This window comes from Eremococcus coleocola ACS-139-V-Col8, assembly GCF_000183205.1.
GTDB lineage: Bacteria > Bacillota > Bacilli > Lactobacillales > Aerococcaceae > Eremococcus > Eremococcus coleocola.
Window position 1 is genome coordinate 49,016 of record NZ_AENN01000017.1, and the last position, 24,982, is coordinate 73,997.

Genomic DNA, 24,982 nt, shown 5'->3' on the forward strand with positions numbered 1-24,982 from the left:
ATATAAAAGCGTTTTTATTAATTATTTTTAATTTTATTTTGGACTTTTATTGCTTTATAAATCTAAGTTCGTTATGATAAATAGACTTTAAAATGAATAAGGAGAATGCTCATGAAACGAATGTTTAACGTATGGTTAAACATCTTGTTAACCTTAATCATGGCGGTGTCCCTATTTGCACCCTTGGTTTCGGCACAAGATTTGACCATTGAACTCACTGATGATACCCGTCAAGCTATTGAAGAAGACTTATCTGATAAGGGCATTCTCAAGGTGGGAATGGAAGCTAATTATGCCCCTTATAACTGGTCACAAGCAACCGATAAGGACGGCGCCGTAGCAATTTCAAATTCACCGGGTGAATTTGCGAATGGTTATGATGTCCAAATCGCTAAGCAATTGGCTGAAGCCTTGGGTCTTGAGTTACAAATCGTTAAATTAGAATGGGACGGTCTACCGCCTGCCTTACAATCTGGCAAAATTGATGCCATTATTGCTGGTATGTCACCAACCCCTGAACGCAAAAAACAAATTGACTTCAGTGATTCCTATTATAAGGCCTCTATGGTTATTGTTGTCCAAAAAGACGGTCCTTATGCTAAGGCTCAATCTATCCGGGACTTCAAAGATGCCAAAATGACCGCCCAATTGAATACCTTCCATGTAGATTTATTAGATCAACTTGAAGGGGCGGATATTCAGGTTCCGATGGATACCTTCCCGACCATGACCTCTGCCTTGATTTCGAATAAGATTGATGGTTTCCTATCTGATATTGCCGGCGCTATGGGGATTGTCGCGGCTAATCCCAACTTAACTTACCTCCAATTTGACGAAGCAAACTCCTTTGAATTAGGTGGCGACATCGTAACCGATGTCAGCGTCGGATTACGTAAAGATTCTACTTTAAACGAACCGATTAACCAAGCCTTAGCTTCGCTAGACCAAGATTATCAAAATGACCTAATGGAGCAAATGGTTAATTTAAATGAAAAAGGTGAAGATACTTCCTTCTTTGGTCAAGTAGCTTATATCTGGTCAGAATATGGCAGTCAATTTATCCGTGGAGCCATCAATACCCTTTGGATCGCCTTACTATCTACCATTATTGGTACCTTAATTGGTCTTTTAGTGGCAATTTATCGGACCATCCCAATTAGTCGTAAAAATAACCCCATCGGTTATATCTTCTATAAAATCTTAGACTTTTTGATTGTTGCTTATATTGAAATTTTCCGTGGTACGCCGATGATGGTTCAAGCCATGTTGATCTTCTATGGTTTAAAACTTTTCTTCAATTTAGATCTCTCCTCTATGGTTGCAGCTGTATTAATTGTATCCATTAATACCGGTGCTTACTTATCTGAAGTTATGCGGGGTGGGATTACCAGTGTTGATGAAGGTCAAGCTGAAGCAGCCAAGGCCATCGGGATGAACCACTTCCAAACCATGTCCAACGTAGTGCTTCCACAAGCGCTCCGGGCTACCCTACCTGCTCTTGGTAATGAGTTCGTGATTAATATTAAAGATACCTCAGTCTTAAACGTAATTGCTGTGACTGAACTCTTCTTTACCACTAAATCCGTCGCAGGTTCAACCTATTTAACTTTCCAAACTTTCTTAATTACTTCTATAATTTACTTTGTTCTAACCTTTGCAACCACTCGGATTCTTCGCTTAATCGAATTTAAATTATCCGGTAGCAAACATTATTCCGTTCATACCTCATCAACCACCGTTGAATCCTTAGAGAAAGGAGACTATTAAGATGGCAGAAAATAATCAAATAATTTTTGATGTACAACATTTAGAGAAGGCCTTTGGCGACCACCAAGTCTTAAAAGACATCAACTTCTCAATCCAATCCGGAGAGATTGTCTCCCTCATCGGTTCCTCTGGATCTGGTAAATCTACCCTACTCCGCTGTCTCAACCTCCTTGAAGTACCTACAGGGGGCGATATCCTCTATCATGGGCAATCGATTTTAGCCCCAGGCTTTGACCTAAATAAATTTCGGGCCAAAGTCGGCATGGTTTTCCAACAATTCAACCTATTTAAGAATATGGATGTCCTCCATAACTGTACTGTGGGGCAAGTCAAGATCCTAGGTCGGTCTCAAAAAGAAGCCGAAGAAATCGCCCTAACCAATCTTGAAAAAGTTGGTATGGCCCCTTACCGGAATGCCCGTCCCCGTCACTTATCTGGGGGACAACAACAACGGGTTGCCATCGCACGTGCCCTTTCCATGGATCCTGAACTCTTACTCTTTGATGAACCTACCTCTGCTTTAGACCCCGAAATGGTTGGCGAAGTACTTGAGACCATGGCTGAATTAGCTAGAGAAGGGCTGACCATGATTATCGTCACCCATGAAATGGCTTTTGCCCGCGATGTTTCCAGCCGGGTTGCTTTCATGAATGAAGGTGTCATTCTTGAGATGGGCTCTGCTGATCAAGTTATTAATCATCCACAACATGAACGGACACGTGAATTCTTGGGCCGTTACTTGGGTAAATAATTAAACTAGATTCCATATTAATTGGGAACAGGTTAGGCGACTCAGCTGATACAAGCGTCGCTAAACCTGTTCCCTTTTTTCATGGAATTTTTTCAATTTTTATTCGATTAAATTCACAGCTTTTTGAAAAAAATTAGATAGTTCATATTTCATTATTAGTTTTACAATATTATCTGGTTTTTATTGACTTTATATTAAATGGAAGTTTCACAAAGAACATAAAAACACCGTATAATAACAGCAAAAAGCTTGCTTAGATAGTATTGAAAACGTTTTATTTTTAGCTTATAATACCTTTAACAAAACTTATAGAATGGAATGGTTACATGTTACTGACTGAATTGATCGACATCAAATATCCGATTATCCAAGGGGGAATGCAGCACATTACTCGGTCTCCCCTCGTCATTGCGGTAGCTGAGGCAGGTGGTTTAGGTCTACTGACTACTGGTGCTTTAGATGCTGAAGGACTACGGAAAGAAATTCAAACGGTGCGGGAAAATACAGATAAAGTATTTGGGGTAAACTTGAATTTACTGCAACCTAATATTGATGAATTAGTTGAAGTCGTTTGCCAAGAAAAAGTCCCCTTAGTGACAACCGGGGCTGGTTCTCCTAAAAAATACTATGATCAATTCCTTGCTGCTGGGATAAAAGTCATTCCAGTTGTCGCCTCTGTTAAACATGCACAAAAAATGAAGGACTTAGGCGTGCTTGCAGTTGTAGCAGAAGGCCAAGCTGCTGGGGGCCATATTGGTGCTAGCTCAACCATGCCACTCGTAAGACAAATCACTGAACAAGTAGATATTCCAGTTATTGCTGCAGGTGGTATTGGTGATGGTCGTGGCCTCGTAGCTGCTCTAGCCTTAGGTGCTGTGGGTGTCCAAATGGGTACTGTCTTCTTAGCAGCCCAAGAAACTCCTATCCCAGATTCTTTTAAAGAGGCGGTTGTTTCTGCTAATGATCAAGCCACCACCGTGACGGGTCGTAAGGGTGGTCACCCTGTACGGGCGATTAATAATGAAATGTTAACTCAATATTTAGACTTAGAAATGCAAAATACACCTGAAGAAGAGTTAGAGAAATTAACCGTAGGCTCGCTTTATCGGGCTGTGGTTGAAGGTGACACTAAAACCGGCACCATGATGTCTGGTGAAATCGCAGGTCTAGTAAAAGGTGTACGTCCTGCTAAAGAGATTATTGAAGAAATCATTCAAGAAGCAAATGACTGTCTATCTCAACTATCTAATGTAAAACTATAAAAAAACTATACCCTAAGAGAAGGCCAGGCTTGTGCATTAAAGCTTCTCCATGCACTGGCAAAACTAATTTTGTGCATTCAAGTCTTTCAAAGTACTAAAAAAGCATAATTTATGCATTAAAGTTTCTCAATGCACTGGAAAAGTAATTTTGTGTATTGAGATTTACCAATGCACAAAGAAAATATAAACCCTTGTCTAGTGGCTAAGACATAAAAATAGGGAATGTATCAAATCTTACTTTTGATACCTTCCCTATTTAGTTTATATAAAGTCTATTCGGCCGAATTGCCTGCTTGAGGATCGGCCACAATCAGCTCACCATTCACGATCAGTGCATTGGCTGGTAAATTATTCCAAGTCCGCAAATCATCAACAGTCACACCATAGGTATTGGCAATATCTTCCAAAGTTTCACCTGCTTGAACTTGATGTTTTTCAGGTTTTGGATTTGATACAGCAATTTGGTCGCCTACTTTGATATCTTCTGCTTTACTTATGTCATTCCAAGCCAGTAAATCATCTTCTGCCACTTGGTAATCAGCACCAATGCTTGCAAGGTCTTCCCCTTCCACAACTTCATGAATTTCTGGGACTAAGGCAGGATTTGAAACATAGACTTGGTCACCCACTGTTAGCCCTTGATCTTCGGCTAAGTCATTCCATAAGCGGATTGATTCAGCAGAGACTTTGTTCTTTTGAGCAATCTTCCAGACATTATCTCCAGCTACAACCGTGTAGGTTTTAGGACGGAATTTTTCAGGAATTTTGCTTAAATCAATCTTTTTACTTTGACCTTGGTCATCCGTTACTGTGACTTCTTGATTGTCTTCAACCGGTCCAGCTAATCCAACAATCAGTTGGTCACCCACATTTAAGTAATCTGAGCTAAGCCCATTCCAAGTATAAAGATCATTTAAATTAATTCCATAAGCAATGGCAATATCATAAAGGTTATCCCCCGCCACTACTGTATGAATTTGTGCTCCATCTTTCACCGTGCTATCCGGGGTAACACTTGAACTATAGTCTGCGGGCGTTGAGTTCGTACTTTGTTCTTGACCATAATAAGAGACCGCTTCACCTGGTCCATAGGCATCATTGACGGCCGGAATATAGAGTTGATCACCTACATCTAGGTAATCAGAAGACAAACCATTCGCATCCACAATTGCTTGCATGGTTGTACCATAATAATAAGCAATGGACCATAAGTTTTCACCTGCTGAGACGGTATGATATCCAGGTCCATTAGAATATGCTGGACTGGTTGTTTCAGGTGTACTTTCCGCACTTGGCGCAGCAGGAGCCAAATATAGAATATCACCAACATCTAAGTAATCACTGGTTAATCCGTTCCACGCCATCAATTCATCAACCGAGGCTCCAATGGTTTGGGCTAAATCATATAGGGTATCCCCTTGTTGAACAGTATAGGCTTCTTGGGCCAAGGCTAAGGGTGCTTGCAAGACAAGACTACTCATTAAGACTAGGGCAGTTTTGGATAATTTAGAGTATTTATTTTTCACCGAGTTCACTCCTTTTCAATCAATTTACTTCCTTATTTTATCACGTTTCAAGATTCTTTTAAAAACTTAGCCTCTTTCTTAATCAAACTGTTACCTCCTAGACACAATTGTTTTATAGCAATAGCGGTCAAAGAAAGGATGGTTATGGGGGCCGGGACCACGTAAATTAATTTTGCCGAAAGCTATAATGGCAGCATGAAATTTTTGATAATCAATTAAGGATAGGTCTTTCCCTGCTGCTTCAATCGCCTCTTTCAATAAACGATATTTAGCTGCCGGCTGAAATTTCAGACCCAAAAACAATTTGCGGGCGTAGTTATCCGCAATAAACACAGGACGGTCAAAAATATAGAGTAACAGAACGTCGGCCGTTTCTTCACCAATCCCTTTGAAGGACAAGAGCTTATTTCGTAATGCTTGAGTATCTGGATAGGCTACTTGAATTTTCTTCAAGTCGAAATCATAGCTATGTAACCAAGTGAAAAATTTCAATATTAAATTCGACTTACTCTGATGAAAACCGGCAGAAAAAATCAAAGCAATTAATTCCTCTTGATTTAAACTTAAAATTTGCTTAGGCTGAAGACTCGTTTCTGCTTGTAGACGGGTCAAGGCTTTTTCAGTATTAGTCCAGGTTGTGTTTTGAACTAGGAAGGCACCTAGAATAATTTCCCACTTAGAATTTCCTGGCCAATGGTAATCAAAATCATCACTGGGCCAAATCAAATCTAGAACTTGTCTTGGATGACTTAATATTTCTGGCATGAATTCCCTTTCTAAGTAATCTGACTAAATAAAATTCGACAGTAATTTTAAAAAAACGGCCATAGGCAAGCTAGCTCTAGCTTGCCTATCAGCTGGTTTCTTTCATCAAATAGAGAGGGGTCTTTTACTAGAGCAAGGCATCCCAATTATCCATTCTTTGACCGAGTCCTACTGCTAACTTATTAGTAAATCGTCCTAGAATTTTTTCTACTAAGTAAGCTAAAAGTAGACAGACTAGGAAAACCCCAAAGCCACTAATAAAACCGCCAAATAGAGAGGTAGCAAAATCATGAACCTGATCATTAGCAACTCTCTGCCAGATGGCTTGTCTTAAGAGCGGTTGTTCATGGATTAAATAAACCCCAAAGGTAGCTCCTGACAAGGCATTAATCCATTTAATTGATGCCAGGTGCCAGTTTTTAAACCAAATGAATAGACCACAGGAAATTAAGATAATAAAAATTTTATTTTGGCCAATTAAGATATCGGTCGCGGGCGACGATTCTAACTCAGCATCGGTGGCTAACATAATAATTACAATTAATACCAAGAGTCCAGTAGCCCATAAGGTCAACTTACGCCCTTTAGCCAAGCTATCAATATAGTCGGGTAGGTAGAGTTTAATATAAGCGGTTAATAAGTAGAGAAAAATAAAGGTTAAGAGTCGTTTCCATTCGATACTAAAATCATAGAGGGTTAAGGATGGGCCAATCACTAAGAGGACTGCAAATAAATACAGGGTATTTTTCAGGTTTTTCCGGGAAAAATGCTCAATGATATAGTTTAGACCCGGAGTAAAAAGAATTAACAAAACATAGAAAGCAGCAAACCAATACGAGCCGGGAAATGGCAGGATAAAGTTAATGATATTTTTGTCATGTAAATACTGGGGCTTAAAAATGGCATAGACCGCAAAGATTAAATAGGAATAGAGGAAGACATCAATAATAATTTTCAAAGTCCGCCGCCATTTAAATTCTTTCCCAATTAGAAAATATGAACCAATCATAACAAAGACATTAACACCTACAGTCCCTCCTAAGCTTAGGATTTGTAAGGCAAAACTCTGCTGGGTTACTTGGGCATTAATATCAACGGCTCCATGGTAAGCATAGTGGTGGATTACAATTAAAGCCATACTAATTAACCGAAGTAATTCAAAATTAGACTGGCGGTTTTCTTGTTGTACCATTCCGGCACCTCTTTTCTTAAGAACTTTCGATAGATATATTATATAGTTTCTCCCGTAAGCTGACTAGTTTTATGATTTTCGAAACTGACCATTTAGCATAAAAAAACTAGCCCTTCTCAGAGCTAGTTTAATTTATGATTCAGTCAGGTATGGTTGGAATTACATCATACCCATGCCGCCCATACCAGGGGCACCCATACCGCCCATGTCTGGTTCATCCTTAGGTAATTCAGCCACGACGGCTTCAGTCGTCAATAATAAAGCAGCTACAGAGGCAGCGTTTTGTAGAGCAGACCGGGTTACTTTGGTAGGATCCACAATACCAGCAGCAATCATATCTTCAAAGACATCAGTCGCAGCATTGTAACCTGTACCTTCAGCAGATTCACGTACTTTATTAACAATGACAGAACCTTCACGGCCAGCATTCACTGCGATTTGACGTAATGGTTCTTCTAAGGCACGACCTATAATTTGGATACCAGTTAATTCGTCCCCTTCAGTGTCAGCTTCAAGTTCAGCCACTGCTTTTTGAACATTGATTAAGGCTGTACCACCACCGGCAACAATCCCTTCTTCAACGGCTGCACGCGTAGCGTTCAAGGCATCTTCAATCCGTAGTTTACGCTCTTTTTGTTCTGTTTCAGTCGCAGCGCCAACTTTAACTACAGCCACACCACCCGCTAATTTAGCGAGACGTTCTTGTAATTTTTCACGGTCAAAGTCAGACGTTGTATCTTCAGCTTGAGAACGGATTAATTGCACGCGGTCAGCAATAGCATCTTTAGAACCTGCCCCTTCAACAATCGTGGTATCATCTTTAGTTACGCTAACCTTACCGGCTGTACCTAAATGGTCGATAGTTGCGTCTTTCAATTCAAAACCTAATTCTTCAGAAACAACAGTCGCACCAGTTAGAACAGCAATATCTTCTAACATGGCTTTACGACGGTCACCAAAGCCTGGAGCTTTAACTGCCACGACATTTAAAGTACCTCTTAATTTATTTAAAACTAAGGTTGGTAGAGCTTCACCTTCGATATCTTCTGCAATAATTAAAAGTGAACGACCAGATTGCATCACTGATTCTAGTAAAGGCAAGACATCTTGGATATTAGAAATCTTACGATCAGTTACAAAAATATAAGGATTTTCTAAATCAGCTACCATTTTTTCATTATCAGTTACCATATATTGTGATAGATAACCACGGTCAAATTGCATACCTTCAACCACTGATAATTCAGTTTCGATGGATTGAGAATCTTCAATGGTAATAACGCCATCTTGACCCACTTTTTCCATAGCTTCAGCGATTAAGTTACCCACTTCTTGGCTGCCTGAAGAAACAGCCGCAACTTGAGCGATTGATTCCTTAGAAGTTACTTGTTTGGCTTGCGTTTTTAAGCTTTCAACAGCTTTCTTAGTTGCCATTTCAATTCCGCGACGAATTCCTACTGGGTTCGCTCCAGCAGTTAAGTTCTTCATTCCTTCACGGACAATGGCTTGAGTTAGGAGAGTTGCGGTCGTCGTACCGTCACCTGCTACATCGTTGGTTTTGGTTGCTGCTTCAAGGACGAGTTGAGCACCCATATTTTCAAAACGGTCTTCTAATTCAATTTCACGAGCAATGGTTACCCCATCGTTAGTAATGGTAGGTGAACCAAAGCTTTGGTCTAAAACTACATTCCGACCTTTAGGTCCAATCGTTGTTTTTACTGTATCAGCTAATTTATCCACCCCGCGTAATAAAGCTGCACGGGCGTCATCTGAAAATTTTAATTCTTTTGCCATTCTTATCAAAACTCCTTTACTTTATCTTTTTAAAGAAATTATTTTTCGATTTTTGCAAGTAAATCTTTATGTTCAATGATTAAATATTCTACGCCATCAAATTCAACTTCAGTACCGGAATAGTTTTTGAAAAAGACTTGGTCACCGACTGCGACATTATCTTCAGCCACAATTTCTGGGCCTACTTCTATAATTTCACCAAATTGTTCTTTTTCTTTAGCTGAGCTTGGAAGGACAAAGCCAGACTTGGTTGTTTGTTCAGTTTCTGCCACTTTGATGACAACGCGTTTTCCTAAAGGTTTAATCATATTTAAGACCTCCATCATATTTTATCAATTAGCACTTGATAGTATATAGTGCTAACACAAGTATTATATTAGACCATCTTTGACCAATTTGCAAGAAGAATGATTACTTTTAAGAAGATTTTTTTTGCCTAACAATCCTTCAACAATAATTGACTGACCATAAGCTCTAATATATATTTAAATTAAAGTACAAAAGATTTGTTCACACACCATGCTCGCCTAAAATAGCTATAGATAAGGAAGCGCAACTCCTATGAGCTGAATTGACAAGCAGACTTGCTAGCATGTCACCCCCTTTTCCACCTATACTTAAGCCATAAAAAAGGAGGAATTCATATGATACTCGCTGATAAAATAATTGAACTTCGCAAAAAAAATGGTTGGTCTCAAGAAGAATTTGCTGAAATGTTAGGCGTCTCACGGCAGTCTGTTTCTAAATGGGAAGGTGCTCAATCTACCCCCGAATTAAACCGGCTTATTCAAATGTCTAAAATTTTCTCAGTTTCCACCGATTATCTTTTAAAAGACGATGTTGAAAATCTTGACCCAGAGCAAGCAGATCTAGAATGGTTGGAAGACCGACGGAAATTCTCTTTAGAAGAAGCCAATAGCTACTTAAAATTAAAAGCAGAAAGTCGACCTATCCTAGCTGGCGGCATTTCACTCTTAATCTTATCACCAAGTATCCTGCTCTATACAGCCCTCGGCGCGGAAACAGAAAACTTCCCTCTCAGTGAAGATATGGCTACCCTCATTGGAGTGGCTACTCTCTTACTAGCAGTTGCGATAGGGGTTGGGTTAATTATTTTTGCCAATCAGAAAGTAGCTAAGTTTGATTTCTTAGAAAAAGAAATGATTGATACCGAATATGGGGTGACTAACCTAGCTCGTGACCTGAAAGAAAAAAGCCACGACCAATATGTTTTTCGACTCATCCTAGGTATCGGTTTGTGTATTGTTTCGGCTATCCCAATTCTGATGATTGAACTCTTTGATCAGGCTAAAACAAATGTGGGTATTTTTATTATTATGACCTTAGCTCTAGTAGCAATCGGGGTCAATTTAATCGTCCAGACACTCGACCAACGGGAAGCCTATGATCAACTCTTGCAAGAAGAAGATTATTCACTAGAAAGTAAACGCCGTAGAAGTTGGTCCGGCCCTATCTTTGGTGCTTACTGGACACTCATTGCTATGGTCTACATCGCCTATTCCCTTTATACAGATAATTGGGCTTGGTCCTGGGTCATTTGGCCATTTGCGGGTGCCTTTTCAGGGGTCATTGAATTAATTGGTGATAGCTTCAGTAAAAAACGTTAAAGATTCTGTCTGAACGAAAAAATAGTGGGACTAGGCCTTTTTGCCTAGTCCCACTATTTTTATTCTTATAAATTATCTAAATCTCAGGTAATTCACCGTTGCCATGAATATTATTATCAATAAAGTAAATCAAAGTTTGTAATTCATTGGTTAAATCGACATTTTGCACGACCACATTTTCTGGGACTTGGAAACGTAAAGGAGTAAAGTTCAAAATACCTTTAATACCCGAAGTCACTAGGCGGCCAACCACATCTTGGGCATATTCTTGCGGAACTGTTACAATCATGATTTCAATCTGTTGGTCTTGAATTTGTTGTTCCAATTCATCCATGGCATAGATAGGCACGCCTGAATGGATCGTCCCTACAATCTCAGGATTAATATCGAAACCAGCTGAAATACGAATATTGTGGTTTTTACGGAAATTATAATTTAAGAGAGCATTCCCTAAATTACCCACCCCAACTAAACCGACAGAGGTTAGACGATCTTGGTTAAGGATTCGGGTAAAGAAATCAATTAAATAGTCAACATCATAGCCGTAGCCCCGTTTACCTAAGGCACCAAAATAAGAAAAATCGCGCCGAATGGTGGCTGAATCTACTTTGACAGCTTCACTCAATTCAGTTGATGAAACTCTTTTTTTACCAGAATTTTGTAAAAAACGTAAGTAACGATGATAAATAGGTAAGCGCAAAGCAGTTGCGCGCGGAATAGGTTTTACCATATTATGAACCTTCTTTCACAATTTAATATTTTAAAAATAATTTGATTATTCAGATTAATAGTTGAACTACCATAAATTTATAATAACTAATTTTTTGTGAATTTACAACCTTATTCTCTGATTATTCACAATTTTTATGTGAAAACGGCCCCTATAGTTTTCATAATCATTAAGCTATAATTAACAAGAATGAAACCGCTAGCAATATTTTTATGATAGAAGTCTCAATAAAATTTGCTTTTTGTGATTTATTCACATTATATTTTAATTTTTTGTTTTTTTATCTTATTATCCCATACTTTAAGTAAGTTGATATAAAAAAGGAGTGAGACATCTGTCCCACTCCTTAAATTTATACCTACTTAGTTAATAATCTTTACTTATTTAGCAGCCGGATCCTTCAAATCATCTGTCCACTCAATTAAAGGTTTTCGACTCCGTTTTTGAAAGTCAGCATAGCCTTTACCATCAGGATTGTATTGAATCCAAGTATAGTAAGGATCATGATAGTGAAAAAATTTATAATTATGTTTAATCCCTTCTTCAAACCATTTTTCTTTGGAGGAAATGACATCCATTGGATAATCATCCACTCCTGTGACCCAGCCAGGGTTATTTTGGGCGACAGTTTGGAAGAGATCTGACATTTGAATCATATAGTCGCCATCTTGGTGTAAACGAACAACAGATTGGCCGCGTGAATGACCACCCACATGGAACATTTCAATAGCTCCATCCGCTAAAGACAGGTGGTCTTCAAAGGTTTCAACTTGGTCTTGGACAGGTTTCCAATTAAAGTCTAAATAAGTATTTTTAGTCCGTGAATTAGGATGGCGGACGTCATACCATTCTCGGGCTTCAGCATAAATTTTTGCATTTGGGAACTTAGAAACTATTTCCCCATCTTTTAGGGCAGTTAAACCAGACATATGATCATTATGTAAGTGAGTCATCAAAATAATATCAATATCTTCTGGAGTTAAATCTAACTTAGCCAAGCTTTCATCAACGTAGGATTTTTGGCCTTCGGCTCCTTCGTTGCGGAATAGCTTTTCCGGTTGGGTTTCAGGGGTCATAGAAGCATCGATTAGATAATTTTTGCCTTGGTATTGGACTAAGATAGGGTCAGTATTGGCAGTAATCATGTTCTTATCATCATTAGGATAACGCTTAGCCCAGACCGCTTTAGGAACAGGCCCAAAAATCCGGCCTCCATCCGAATACTTTTGTACCCCGTCTAAAAAATAAAGATTCATTTCGTGAAATTTATAATGATCCAAAATTTCTTCCTCCATTTATATTTTGAGTGTATTTAATGTTATAATGAGCCTAACATATGACTAGTATAGCAAAACGCTTACATATATAGAAATAATATGCTTATTAAGGAGATAGATATGATTCTACTGCAAGTCAATCAAGTGGCTCGGCGCTTTGCCGATAACACCCTCTTTGAAGGCGTGTCTTTTAATATCCAAAACCGGGACCGGATTGCCTTGGTCGGCCGTAACGGAACCGGTAAGTCGACCCTCATCAAACAAATCATGGGTCAGGAACCCCTATCTGAAGGCGAGATTACCCAGGCTAAGGGCCTTAAGATCGGCTACCTAGAACAACATGTTGCGGTCGATTCCCCCCGAACCGTTTGGGAAGAAATGGTCTTTGCCCTCCAAGATAAATTAGCCCTCCGTGACCAAGCCCAAAAAGCTGCCGAAAACTTAGCCGAATTAGCAGACCAGCCGGATAGTCCAGCCTATAAAGAAGCACTTCGTCAATATGACCAAATCCAAGAAAAACTCAATGAAGAAAATGTCTACGCCATCGAGTCCGATATCCGGACTGTCCTCCACGGCTTCCACTTCTATGAAGCGGACTATGACCTACCGGTCGCTTCCTTATCCGGTGGTCAGAAAACCCGCTTGGCCATGTCCAAGCTCCTCTTAATGGACTATGACCTATTAGTCTTAGACGAACCAACCAACCACTTAGATATGGGTACCTTGAATTGGTTGGAAGGCTTTTTGCAAACCTATAAAGGTGCCCTTTTAATTGTCTCGCATGACCGCTATTTTCTTAATAAGGTGGCCAACCAAGTTGTAGAATTACGCAACAAAACCGCCCACCTTTATAAAGGTAACTATGACTATTACCTTAAAGAAAAAGCCGCGCGGATGACCCAAGAGATTAAGACCTATGAGAAACAACAAGAAGAGATTGCCAAGCTAGAAGATTTTATCCAAAAAAATATCGTCCGGGCCTCAACCACCAAGCGAGCCCAAAGCAGGCGCAAACAATTAGAAAAAATGGACCGGATTGCTAAACCCCTAGCCGATGAAAAATCCCCTCGGATTATGTTTTCGGCAGCCAAACAGTCTGGCGACCGGGTCATTGAAGCCCAAGACCTAGCTATCGGTTATGATCCGAAGGCAGAGCCGCTAGCCGACCATATTAATTTTGACCTCCGCCGCCAAGAAGCCTTGGCTATCGTAGGACCCAATGGAATTGGTAAAACCACCCTATTAAAAACCTTAATCCACCAATTGCCACAACTAGCTGGTCAAATCATTGACGGTACCAATGTGGACCTAGGTTACTACGATCAAAATGTCAACCACCTAGATCCTAAACTCACCGTCTTAGAAACCCTATGGCGGGCTCATGACACCACCGAAGAATGGAAAATCCGAGCCATTCTCGGGTCCTTCCTCTTTAGTGGTGAAACCGTTGAAAAGAATGTCGCCATGTTATCTGGGGGCGAAAAAGCCCGGCTTAGCCTGGCCTTACTAGCCACCCAGCATGACAACACCCTTTTGCTTGATGAACCAACCAACCACTTGGATATTGACAGTAAAGAAGTATTAGAAGAAGCCTTAATTGATTTTGATGGCACCCTCCTTTTTGTATCCCATGACCGGTATTTCATCAACCGAATTGCCACCCAGGTCCTAGAAATCTCAGAAGAAGGCACCAAAGTCTATCTAGGTGATTATGATTATTACCTCCGCAAAAAAGCTGAAGCCAAAGAATTTGAGGCCTTAAAAGCAGATGATGGTGTAAGCAAAGAAACGAGTCAAACCACCGACACGTCTGCAGCTACAAGTAGTTCCCAACAACGGTCTTATGAAGAAGACAAACGTCTTAAGAAAGAATTACGGCAATTACGGCAAGCCGTCCAAACGGCTGCTGACCAAGTAGACCAACTCGACCAAAATATCAACCATCTCCACAGTCAAATGCTTGAAGCCAATAATAGCAATGACCAAGATGGGCTGGTCAAACTCAGTCAAAGTCTAGACCAAGCTAAGGCTGACCAAGATCAGGCCATGGAAGCTTGGGAGACCGCTTCAATCAGTCTAGAAGAATTCTACGAAACTTACCCCGATATGAATCGTTAAATAAAAGAAAGAAGGATTTATTATGAATTTTGAAAGTATTTTACCCCATTTAAAAAACGGCCAAAAAGTCATCCGTCAAGGTTGGTCCGGCGCTGAAGAATATGTCAAGCTAATCCCTGCCAGTCAACTCGATGCAACACCACTCAATCCCTACTTTGTAATCCAAGTGACTGGAGAAGGCTACACCATGTTTACGCCGACCGTTTGTGATATCTTAGCCGAAGACTGGGTCTTAGTGGACTAATGGTTCCGGTGAAAAACACCCAGCGCTTGCCTGAGACCTTGACTGTGATTGTCACTGGGGCAGCCTCTGGAATTGGGGCAGCCCAAGTGGATACTTTCCTCAAGGCAGGTCACAAGGTCTTTGCCTTAGACCGTGCCCTTCTGAGTCAAACCTTACAAGACCAATGGCAGGCTGAGCTGGACAAACAAGACCTCGTCTTTTGCCAAGCCGATTTAAGCCAAGCTCAAGCGGTAGACCAGGCTCTGAAGACCTTCCAAAAGCATTTCAATCAGGCCCAGGTTCTTTGTAATACGGCTGGCCAACTTGATGACTTTAAAAGCTTTGAAGAAACTGACCTCACCTTATTCCAAGATATTCTGAGTAATAATCTAACCTCCATGTATTTAGTCACCCAAGCCTTCTTACCCTATTTAAAGGCCCAAGCTAAAGCTGTGATTATTAATATGGCTTCAATTGCTGGCCTTGGCCCAGGCGGTGGTGGCATTGCTTATACCGCCTCCAAACATGCGATTGTCGGCTTCACCAAACAACTAGCCTACGAATACGCCGCCCAAGGGATCCGAATCAATGCTATTGCCCCCGGTTCCATCCAAACACCTATGACCGCCGGGGATTTCCAAGGGGACCAGGCCATGGCCCAATGGGTGGCAGAAACTACCCCCATCAAACGTTGGGCCCAGCCCCAAGAGGTGGCCGATTTGACCTTATTTCTGGCTTCGAACCAAGCGGACTATCTTCATGGGACCGTCATTCCCATTGATGGCGGTTGGCTGAATCGATGATTTCAAAGTATATATTCTAACTCTGATAATCACACAAAACTAATCAAACCATCCCTTGTCACCCAATTATTTTTTTAGGTTGACAAGGGCCTTTTTTCGTCTAAAATAATTTTTAGTTAGATGAATTAGAAAGGATGAGACTCCTCATGTCTTTAACCTATAAAGTCTTATCTTCCTTCTTAGACCAAGCAGATACCCCTATCTCTGGACAAACTTTAGCCAATCAATTGGGCGTCAGTCGCAATAGTATCTGGAAGGTGATCGAACAACTGAAGGCAGAGGGCTATCAGATTACCAGCATTCCAAGCCAAGGCTACCAACTCAAACACATTAGCTCCATGCTGGATCCCAATCAAATCATGTATTTAGTGCAAGACCATTTACCGGACTTAAGTATTATTTATGCTGATTGGGTCACCTCCACCAATGATTTAGCCAAAAGTCATTTAATTGAACACCCCAAGCAGACAGCCCTATTTATTTCCAACCATCAAAGCAAAGGACGTGGCCGTCAAGGGCGTAGCTTCCATTCTGATATTCAAGAAGGGATTTATTTTTCCCTCGCCCTACCCAGCGAGACCTACTCCATTGAAAGTATTGGCCTCTTTACCATTATGGCTGCCGTAGCCATGGCCAAAGCTCTAGAAAAAAACACAGAGGTTGCCATTAAAATTAAGTGGGTCAATGATCTTTTTGCAGGTGGTCGCAAAGTTGTGGGGATTCTGACCGAAGCCAATGCTAACTTAGAAAACCAGCAAATTGATGCCGTCATCCTAGGCATTGGTATTAATGTGGTGGGCGATTTTTCCAAGTTGGACCCTGACATCCAAAAAGTAGCCGGCCCCCTATTCCCTCATCCTGAAAGTGCTCACTTCAACCGTAACCATTTACTGAGTGACTTTTTACTTAATTTCTATTCCTACTTACATGTCTTACCAGCTCGACCTTTTATCGAGGAATACCGAACTTACCTCTTGGGTCTCAATCAAAGAGTTTGCTTTACAAAAAACCAGGAAAAACGTCAGGGAATTATCCTGGGTATCAATCAGGACGGTCATCTGCTGATTCAAAATGAAGTCCAAGAAATAGAAAGTTTAAATAGCTCTGAAATCCATTTTTCTTCTCAAGCCTTTATCAACCAAACGAATTAGGAGAATACTTATGAAAATTCGCGAATTAGCTTATTGTGCCCTCTTCATTGCCTTATTAATTATCTGCTCCCAAATCCAAATTAATCTCGGTCTCGTGGTTTATACCCTCCAAACCTTAGCAGTGCTATTAATCTGTTTTCTCTTACCGACCAAATTAGCCGTTATTAGTACTGGGACTTATCTATTACTGGGACTAATTGGACTGCCGGTATTTGCCGGTTGGAAAGGTGGCCTTTCAGCCTTGGTTAGTCCAACCTTCGGCTTTATTATTAGTTTTGTAGTGGTGGCTCTTGTCATCCCTCCTTATTTAGAAAAACTTGGCTACACCCGCCGCAGTTATATTATAGCCAGTGTCCTTGCCACCCTAATTATTTATGGGATTGGCTTGGCATATTTTGCATTCATCATGAATGTCCAACAAGGACAAGAAATGTCCCTCATGACCATCTTCTCCTTGGTCACGCTCCCCTATATCCCAGGCGATATTGTCAAAGCCATACTCGCCATCATTATAGGCACACGTTTACATAAACATACCTTTTTCTTGAAGAAAGCCTAGATCTAAACTTTAAACAAGACACTCATCTATCCTATTAAACAGCCAAAAAATAGCCCCTAATCTTGATGTACTGCCCCCCTAAAGTTGGACCAAAAAATCCAACTTTAGGGGGGTCTTTGTATGGCTAAATATAGCTTAGATTTCAAAATGAAAGTCGTCGCAGAATATCTTTCGGATACGATTGGATACAAACCGTTAGCTAAAAAATACAAGATGAAGGATACTCAACAGATAAGGCGGTGGGTCAATGCCTATCAAACGTCAGGGATTACGGGGTTAAAACGCTCTCGCCAAAACAAAAAAACAGTGATGAATCGTTTAAAATCGAAAAACAAACCTGATGCGAATAAGATTAAGTGATACTGGAAACTATTATTAAATGTAATAGCGTTTAGCAGCATCGAGATTAATAATCAATCAACCACCTCCATAAGTTTTAACTTAATCATACAGGAGGTGGTTGGGCTGTAAATTGTACCTGGTTATTCGGTGTTTACAAGCGTTTAAGTGCAACTACTACTATTTACCAACATTACTTGACATAGAATCTTAATATTTCGAGTTTCCTCAAATTGAAAAATCAAAAAAGCTAAGCAACATCGTTGCTTAGCTTTTATATGTATCCTGAATAACTCGTTAGTACTTGCTCAATTACTCTTCTTCTTTGCGACCTTTAGTAGCAACTAGTCCTAATCCTGATAGGATTGAAAGTGCTGCTGCACCAAAGATATGAGCTGACATTTCTTCACCTGTTTCAGGTAGCATACCAGCTTTATCCGCTTGAGTTGCTGAATCAGCGCTTGAAGTGTTTGATTTTTCTTTTGAGTTATTTGAACCTGGTTGATTAGCACCTGGTTTAGTTGGATCTTTCGGATCTTTTTCACCTGGTTTACCTGGTTCATTTGGATTGTTTTCACCTGGTGTTTCTGGGTCCGTTGGGTCCGTTGGGTCCGTTGGATCTGTTGGGTCCGTTGGATCTGTTGGGTCCGTTGGATCTGTTGGATCCGTTGGGTCCGTTGGATCTGTTGGATCTGTTGGGTCCGTTGGATCTGTTGGATCTGTTGGATCCGTTGGATCTGTTGGGTCCGTTGGATCTGTTGGATCTGTTGGGTCCGTTGGATCCGTTGGGTCTGTCGGATCTGTTGGATCTGTTGGGTCCGTTGGATCTGTTGGGTTGTCTGGATCTACTGGTGGGATTTCACAAACATTTTTCGTCCCGATTTCTATAATCTTATCTTGTTTTTCTGTAATTGTCTTAGTAGTCCTGTCAACTTCCTTGCTGTTTTCTATTTTAACAGTAGTTTCAGTTTTACCAACAATACCTTCTTGAATAACATTAGTCTTTCCAGCTTCAAGATTTGGATTTTCCCTAATTATGATGTCGTAAGCTTTTTCACTTTCATAAGTGAATTCGCCTTCAGTCTTAGAACCGTATTCTACAACCTTATTCTTTGGTTCAACTCTTTCTTCAGTCACTTCAAGCTTACCAGTTTCCTTGTTGAAAGTAGTAGTGTATTTCACAGAACCTTTAGAACCTTCTTCGATGACTTTTGTTTCGCCTTCTTTAAGTTCTGGGTTGTGTCTGTATTCGGTATCGTGGCCTAGTTCTACAATCTTTTCAACAGGTTTCACACCAATTCTTACTACCCTATCTTCTTTTTCAATGATAGTTTTTGTAGTTTCTGTTGGATCACCAACTGGTTTAGAATCCTTGATTTTTTGGGTAATTGTAACTTCTTCCTTGCCTGGTTTTCCTTCGTTTTCGATTTTTTGGAAGCCAGCTTCAAGGGTTTCGTCATAGATTACCTTTGTTTCATAAGGGATTTCTCTTTCGATTGTCTTTGTAACTTCACCATCAGTAGATTTTCTACCGATTTTTACAATTCTTTCTTCAGGCTCTGTTATAGTTTTAAATTCGCCTTCTTTAGTTTCAACAACTTTGCCATCTTTAATAACAAGAGTGTTTGTTCTTTCTTGTAGACCTGGCTTACCTTCTTGAACAACTTTTTCTTCACCTGGTTCTAGGGAATCATCGTATTCATATCTAGTTTCGAAAGGTAATTCTTTCTTTTCTACGATTTCATGAGTACCGTCATTAGTTCCCTTACCTACTTGGATAAGAGCATCTTCTGCTTCTACAATTTCTTCTTTAGGTTCTCCCACAACTTGTGAATCTTTAATAGTCCATGTAGTAGTCTTTCTACCAACCTTACCAGGTTTTACTATTCTGTATTCGCCCTTCTTAAGGTCTTCTACTTCCTCTACCTTGTATCCAAATGGTAGTTCTTCAGTGTGTTTTACTTCACCTTCGAATTCTTGACTTCCTACTTCGATAATTTCTTTTACAGGTGCTTTTGTTTCCTTTGGTTCTGAAACATTTGTTACTTTTGAGTTTTCAATAGTAATTGTATATTCTTCTTCACCTTCAACACCTTTTTGAACTACCTTGTATTCGCCTTTCTTAAGGTCTGGATTTACTCTTACTTCTACTTCAAATGGTTTCTTACTTGTATAAGTGTGAGTACCATCAGTTGTTCCAGGTCCAACTTCAACAATTCTCTTAACTGGAGCCTTTGTTTGGGTTGGTGTACCTTCTTCTGACTTAGTAACTTCGCCATTTACTATAGTATGAGTAACTGTGGTTTCTTCTTCACCAAGTTCGCCTTTTTGTATTTCTTTTACTTCTCCAGGCTTTAATTCGTTGTTAACTCTGTATTCTGTCTCAAATTCAATAGCCTTAGTCTTCTTAGTTTCAAGAGTACCTGTGTAGTCTTTTTTACCAACCCTAATTACAGCGTTCACTGGATCAGTAGTTTCAACTTCTGGTTCGCCAACTATTTCAGAGTTTTTAATAGTCCAAGTTGTCTTCCTTGTTCCTTCTGTTCCTGGTACATCGATAACATATTCGCCTGATTTTAGGTTTTCATCATAAGAAATTTCATACTTAAATGGAATTTTTTCTTCGTGAACAACTTTACCTTCGGTGTTTGCCCCTACTTTTATAATTTTCTTTTGTGGAGCTTTTGTTTCAGTAAATTCGCCTTCTTCAGTCTTTGTTACATTGCCATCTTCAATTGTAAGAGTAATATCTCTCTTCTTTTCTCCAGGAATACCTTCTTGTTCAACCTTTTGTTCACCTGGTTTTAAAGTGTTGTCAAATTGGATTTCAGTTTCGAATGGTACTTCTACTTTTTCTTCAATCTTGTGAGTTCCGTTATTAACGCCTTCGCCGACGTGGATTACACGGTTTGTTGCTTCTTTTGTAACCTCTTCATCTGTCTTTGTAACTTTAGAATCTTCGATTGTGTAAGTTACCTTCTTAGATCCTTTTTCACCTTCAGTGATGACTTTGATTTCACCTTTTTTAAGGTTTGGATCTTTTTCTACTATAGTTTCGAAAGGAATGTCTTCTGTTTTTTCTACCTTTCCATTTGTACCATAGGCTACGAATTGAACTTCAGTCTTCTTTGTGCCGGCTTCTACCTGGTTGCCTTCTGCATCTTCTTCATAGTAGTGGGCTGTTACTGGTACATTTAGTAGAGCTCCGTCAATGGACTGTCCTTCTTTTGGATTTGGTACTGTAGCAGTTACCTGACCTGTTGTTTCATCGATAGATACATTCCAAACATTACCCTTATCATCTGTGTATGTTGGTGAATCAAGGGTATACTTGCCTGGTCTTCTGTTGTAGTGATCTTCTGTGTTTAGAATGACATCTGAAGAGAGCTTATCTCCTGACTTACCTGATTTTGCATTGTAGCGAGGAGTCATGTTGGCTTTTTCCTCGATTACGAAGTAAGCATTTACTTCTTCGGTAATGTCTTCTCCCGGTTTTTGTTCGTCTACATAGTGGGCAATTACTGGTACTGTTAGCTTTTCACCACCGTCAAAAGCTTGAGGGTCTACTGGCTTAGCTGATACCTTACCTGTTTTCTCATCAACTTTTACAGTCCACTTATTTCCCTTATCATCTGTTGCGAGTTTATTACCTGCTTCATCACTTTCAAGTGTATCTGGAAGAGTAAATTTATTTGGTGGAATTCTCTTTCCATCTTCAGTCCATGTAGCAGGTGATGTTTGCTCATTTACTGGGTAGTTTACTTGGGCGTCGTATTCTGGTCTGATGTAGGTTGACTCTTGGACTACAAAGTGGAACCAGTGGACGTCTTTTGACCCGTTGGTATAGGTATATTCAAGCGGGATAGCTATGAAGTCTCCTGCCTTAGCTGATTTTGGTGGAGTGATTGTAAAATTAGAAATGTCGTTAGGATCAACATCTACCTTCCATTGATCTTCCGGTGCTTTTCCCTTATTTTCACGGTCGATAAAGTCCATGATAAGCTTACCAGAAGCTTCTCCCCTATCTTGGGCACCATTCATTTCCTCTGCTGACTTGTCAGTATCACTTGGGTTTTCTGGTTGTACAATACCTACCTTAAATTCCTCGCCTGGTTTTACAGCAGAGGATGTTACCTTTGAAGTCTCATCGCCATTGCCGTCTACGAATCTTTGATCATAATATCTTGTATCGTCAAGATTTAGCTTAAAATCACCGATTAAGTTGTAGTGATCGTAGCGGTCGATGCCTTGCTTGTCGATTGTGACATTATCTCCCTTGTGATTGATGACAGCAGTACCTGCCCCTGTTTCTACATAAGTTCCTGTGCTACCAAGATCATCTTCTGTTTCTGCTATTTTTTTAAATTCTTTAGCTGTTCTTGGACGGGCAAAGAATTTAACATCTAGGTTTTGTAGCGCCTTGTAGTCTTTTGTATTAAAGATGGAGTCTTCATTGATTACTGTTTTGCCATTTTCATCCTTTTTTAGGGCACCTTCTGGCATCTTAATGTGGATATTTCCATTTTCGCCAATATAGGCACTTGCTCCCGGAACGATTTTACCTGTAATAGGATTATAAACTTGGCCGACTAGTCTTTCCTTTGCATTTTCATCGATATTGTCTACCTTGATACCAGTGTCGATATCTTGACCTTGGACAAAGTATTTTTTGTTTGGATCGTAGTTGTTTTTATTAAGCTTTAATTCTTCTAGCTTATCATTTTCATTTGGCCATGGGTTTACCTTGTAACCTAAAGCGAAGTTATCACCAAAAAACTTAATATCTGGATTTTCTTGAGTATAGTTATCCTTCATACCAAAGGAAGTAGAATTATTATCCTTGTTGTTGATATGCTTCAGGGTCTCTTCACTGGCTTCATAGTTTAAGTTTCTTTGTCGTCTAGAAGCGGATATATTCGAATCTTCTCCCGGCTTATAAGTTACCTCTGGAGATTCAGGCGTTAACTTATCTCCCTGACCCATCATTGGTTTATCACCTGGATTCACAAGTGTAAGACCGGAATCCGTAACATAAATCCTAGTATAGGTTCTTTGACCAGTCTCTTTGTCTATGGTGACCTGATAACCCCATTCAGTCTTGCTTGGCGAATCTGCTGATGGGTTCTTAAGTTCAAATTTAAAACCGTCTTTTACTTTCTTCTCGTCATCCTTACCGAACGATTGATTTGGATCTCCCGGTTGTAGGTCTGTTTCTTTATAACGTTCAGATTTACTATAGTCTTTTATTTTCTTTTCATCTTCACCATAGTTTGGGTCATTTACTTGTGGAGCAGCTGCTGGTTCCGCTTGAGAAGCCGCTTCTGCCCCATAAGCTACCGCTTGTACTTCAGGACTTGCTGGTAATTCCTCTTCTACTGGCGCTTCTGGCTCTACTATTTTATCAGTTACTTGTGTATTATCACTCTCAGCAGCAGCCGCAGTCGGCGCTTGCCCAGCTATAAACGCAGCAATTGCCACGCTCGCTAATCCTAAGCTTGTCTTACGTAAAGTGTATCTGTATCGTTTGTCCATATATCCTACCTTCTTATATATTTATTTGGATGCATTGTAATTTATAATATACAATCCAACCATCGCAAACTATTCCGCATATTTTATCCCTATTTTTTATGTGATTCACACTTTTCCCAATGATTTCCTTTCCATTGTGTCTACTGTGAATGACTTATTATATTATAATATTTTTAAGGCTCTATTTCAATAGACATTGGTAAATAGTGATTATTGAATTTATAGGGTTGTCAAACATATGTTACACATACTGAAACTTCGGATGCCCTAGACCTAACGACTAACTATTCTTTCATTAGAAAACAAAAAATAAGAGAGACAAGGACATAATATATGTACTCATCTCTCTGGTCCAACTTTTTGGGGTCACTATCTGACTGAAAAGTCCAAGCCTAGGGGCTATTTTTATGGAGTTATCTAAGAATTATTGGAAGAAATTTAAGAGTAACCCAGCGGCTACGGCCGACCCAATGACACCAGCCACATTTGGGCCCATCGCATGCATTAATAAGAAGTTAGCCGGATTGACACTTTGGCCCACCTTTTGCGATACTCGGGCGGCCATGGGAACCGCAGATACTCCAGCAGACCCGATCAGTGGATTAATTTTACCCCCACTCAGACGATACATAAGCTTGCCAAAAAGGACGCCTGAGGCTGTCCCCACACTAAAGGCCACTAAGCCAAGAACCACGATACTCAGGGTTTGAGCGGTTAAGAAGACTTCCCCCTTAGCCGTTGCACCAACCGTCAACCCTAATAAGATGGTAATAATATACATAAAGGTGTCAGTTAAGACCGAAGTCAATTTAGGCACCACTCCTGACTCCTTAATTAAATTACCAAGCATCAGCATCCCAATCAAAGCGGCTGCTGAGGGCAATAACAAGACGGTAAAAATTATTACCACAATCGGAAAAATTATTTTTTCCCGTTTAGAAACCGGTCTTAACTGGTCCATTTTTACCTGACGTTCTGCTTCAGTCGTTAAGGCTTTCATAATTGGCGGTTGAATAATTGGAACCAAGGCCATATAAGAATAAGCCGCAATCGCTATCGCACCCAAAATATGGGGTGCCAATTGCGAAGTCAAATACAAGGCAGTGGGACCATCCGCACCGCCAATAATTGCGACTGAGGCAGCTTCTTGCGGGGTAAAGTGAATGCCCGGAATAAAGTCATTTAGCAAAAAAGCTCCAATAAAGGTAAAAAAGATACCAAATTGAGCCGCCGCCCCTAAAAAGATACTTTTAGGATTGGCAATTAAAGGGCCAAAGTCCGTCGAAGCCCCCACACATAAGAAAATGAGAGGTGGATAAATACCTAATTTAGTTCCTTGGTAAAGATAGTAAAATAAGCCACCCTCCTCCATCAAGCCCGTCACAGGTAGGTTAACCAAAAGCATCCCTGAAGCGATTGGAATCAAGAGATAGGGTTCATAACCTTTAGCAATTGCTAGATAGAGAAAGGTACATGCAAGGACAATCATTATCACAGCTTGCATCGTCAGACTAGCAAGACCCGTTGACTGCCAGAAATTAATTAAAACTTCCATAAAAGTCCCT

At 40.1% G+C, this 24,982-nt stretch carries 19 protein-coding genes; 10 read left to right on the top strand and 9 right to left on the bottom strand.

Annotation, left to right across the window (positions count from 1 at the left end):
- Positions 1-111 precede the first annotated feature (111 nt).
- The 3 genes from HMPREF9257_RS06985 to HMPREF9257_RS06995 all read left to right on the top strand — a co-directional run bounded on the left by HMPREF9257_RS06985 (position 112) and on the right by HMPREF9257_RS06995 (position 3,780).
- Entirely contained in the window at positions 112-1,767 is a 1,656-nt protein-coding gene (locus tag HMPREF9257_RS06985) for an ABC transporter substrate-binding protein/permease (RefSeq protein ID WP_006418933.1), read from the top strand.
- A 1-nt stretch (position 1,768) separates the two neighbouring features.
- Positions 1,769-2,518 (top strand): amino acid ABC transporter ATP-binding protein, encoded by a 750-nt coding sequence (locus HMPREF9257_RS06990; protein ID WP_006418732.1) that lies wholly within the window; start codon positions 1,769-1,771, stop codon positions 2,516-2,518.
- Between the two features lie 326 nt (positions 2,519-2,844).
- A complete protein-coding gene (locus HMPREF9257_RS06995; protein ID WP_006418844.1) occupies positions 2,845-3,780 on the top strand; it encodes a nitronate monooxygenase in 936 nt (311 codons plus the stop codon).
- 272 nt (positions 3,781-4,052) lie between these two features.
- On the opposite strand, the gene HMPREF9257_RS07000 is transcribed toward HMPREF9257_RS06995, so the two are convergent.
- From HMPREF9257_RS07000 to HMPREF9257_RS07020, 5 genes are all read right to left on the bottom strand, one after another.
- Complete coding sequence (locus HMPREF9257_RS07000; RefSeq protein ID WP_006418839.1) at positions 4,053-5,306, bottom strand: LysM peptidoglycan-binding domain-containing protein; 1,254 nt, start codon at positions 5,304-5,306, stop codon at positions 4,053-4,055.
- Between the two features lie 90 nt (positions 5,307-5,396).
- Positions 5,397-6,071, bottom strand: a complete 675-nt coding sequence (locus HMPREF9257_RS07005) for an endonuclease III domain-containing protein (protein WP_006418969.1) — start codon at positions 6,069-6,071, stop codon at positions 5,397-5,399.
- A gap of 127 nt (positions 6,072-6,198) precedes the next feature.
- Positions 6,199-7,263 carry an acyltransferase gene (locus HMPREF9257_RS07010; protein ID WP_006418794.1) on the bottom strand — a complete coding sequence of 355 codons (1,065 nt, stop codon included), beginning with the start codon at positions 7,261-7,263 and terminating at the stop codon, positions 6,199-6,201.
- Positions 7,264-7,422: 159 nt separating this feature from the next.
- Positions 7,423-9,057 carry a chaperonin GroEL gene (gene groL / locus HMPREF9257_RS07015; RefSeq protein WP_006418843.1) on the bottom strand — a complete coding sequence of 545 codons (1,635 nt, stop codon included), beginning with the start codon at positions 9,055-9,057 and terminating at the stop codon, positions 7,423-7,425.
- A gap of 38 nt (positions 9,058-9,095) precedes the next feature.
- Positions 9,096-9,365 carry a co-chaperone GroES gene (locus HMPREF9257_RS07020; protein WP_006418780.1) on the bottom strand — a complete coding sequence of 90 codons (270 nt, stop codon included), beginning with the start codon at positions 9,363-9,365 and terminating at the stop codon, positions 9,096-9,098.
- Positions 9,366-9,701: 336 nt separating this feature from the next.
- Here HMPREF9257_RS07020 and HMPREF9257_RS07025 point away from each other — a divergent pair, with 336 nt between their 5' ends.
- Entirely contained in the window at positions 9,702-10,685 is a 984-nt protein-coding gene (locus HMPREF9257_RS07025; RefSeq protein ID WP_006418829.1) for a helix-turn-helix domain-containing protein, read from the top strand.
- Between the two features lie 76 nt (positions 10,686-10,761).
- On the opposite strand, the gene HMPREF9257_RS07030 is transcribed toward HMPREF9257_RS07025, so the two are convergent.
- Together HMPREF9257_RS07030 and HMPREF9257_RS07035 are read right to left on the bottom strand one after the other, a co-directional pair.
- Complete coding sequence (locus HMPREF9257_RS07030; protein WP_006418905.1) at positions 10,762-11,415, bottom strand: redox-sensing transcriptional repressor Rex; 654 nt, start codon at positions 11,413-11,415, stop codon at positions 10,762-10,764.
- Between the two features lie 380 nt (positions 11,416-11,795).
- The gene (locus tag HMPREF9257_RS07035; RefSeq protein WP_006418908.1) at positions 11,796-12,695 is read right to left on the bottom strand and encodes an MBL fold metallo-hydrolase; all 900 of its coding nucleotides are present in this window, start codon (positions 12,693-12,695) and stop codon (positions 11,796-11,798) included.
- 117 nt (positions 12,696-12,812) lie between these two features.
- Between HMPREF9257_RS07035 and HMPREF9257_RS07040 the strand changes: the two genes are divergently transcribed.
- The 6 genes from HMPREF9257_RS07040 to HMPREF9257_RS07065 all read left to right on the top strand — a co-directional run bounded on the left by HMPREF9257_RS07040 (position 12,813) and on the right by HMPREF9257_RS07065 (position 17,906).
- Positions 12,813-14,810 carry an ABC-F family ATP-binding cassette domain-containing protein gene (locus HMPREF9257_RS07040; protein WP_006418952.1) on the top strand — a complete coding sequence of 666 codons (1,998 nt, stop codon included), beginning with the start codon at positions 12,813-12,815 and terminating at the stop codon, positions 14,808-14,810.
- Between the two features lie 22 nt (positions 14,811-14,832).
- On the top strand, positions 14,833-15,054 hold the full coding sequence (locus HMPREF9257_RS07045) for a DUF2829 domain-containing protein (RefSeq protein WP_006418808.1): 222 nt from the start codon (positions 14,833-14,835) through the stop codon (positions 15,052-15,054).
- Positions 15,054-15,836, top strand: coding sequence for a 3-oxoacyl-ACP reductase (locus tag HMPREF9257_RS07050; protein ID WP_006418864.1), 783 nt, complete (start codon positions 15,054-15,056; stop codon positions 15,834-15,836). Before HMPREF9257_RS07045 ends, HMPREF9257_RS07050 begins: the two co-directional genes overlap by 1 nt.
- A 146-nt stretch (positions 15,837-15,982) precedes the next feature.
- Positions 15,983-16,987: a biotin--[acetyl-CoA-carboxylase] ligase gene (locus HMPREF9257_RS07055; RefSeq protein WP_006418878.1), complete on the top strand. Its 1,005-nt coding sequence runs from the start codon at positions 15,983-15,985 to the stop codon at positions 16,985-16,987.
- Positions 16,988-16,997: 10 nt separating this feature from the next.
- A complete protein-coding gene (locus HMPREF9257_RS07060) occupies positions 16,998-17,546 on the top strand; it encodes a biotin transporter BioY (RefSeq protein ID WP_006418735.1) in 549 nt (182 codons plus the stop codon).
- Between the two features lie 120 nt (positions 17,547-17,666).
- Positions 17,667-17,906 (top strand): helix-turn-helix domain-containing protein, encoded by a 240-nt coding sequence (locus HMPREF9257_RS07065; RefSeq protein ID WP_006418726.1) that lies wholly within the window; start codon positions 17,667-17,669, stop codon positions 17,904-17,906.
- Between the two features lie 291 nt (positions 17,907-18,197).
- Here the strand turns inward: HMPREF9257_RS07065 and HMPREF9257_RS07070 are convergent, their stop codons facing one another.
- Positions 18,198-23,417, bottom strand: coding sequence for a G5 domain-containing protein (locus tag HMPREF9257_RS07070; RefSeq protein ID WP_081453751.1), 5,220 nt, complete (start codon positions 23,415-23,417; stop codon positions 18,198-18,200).
- Between the two features lie 424 nt (positions 23,418-23,841).
- On the bottom strand, positions 23,842-24,972 hold the full coding sequence (locus HMPREF9257_RS07075) for a sodium ion-translocating decarboxylase subunit beta (protein ID WP_006418881.1): 1,131 nt from the start codon (positions 24,970-24,972) through the stop codon (positions 23,842-23,844).
- Positions 24,973-24,982 lie beyond the last annotated feature (10 nt).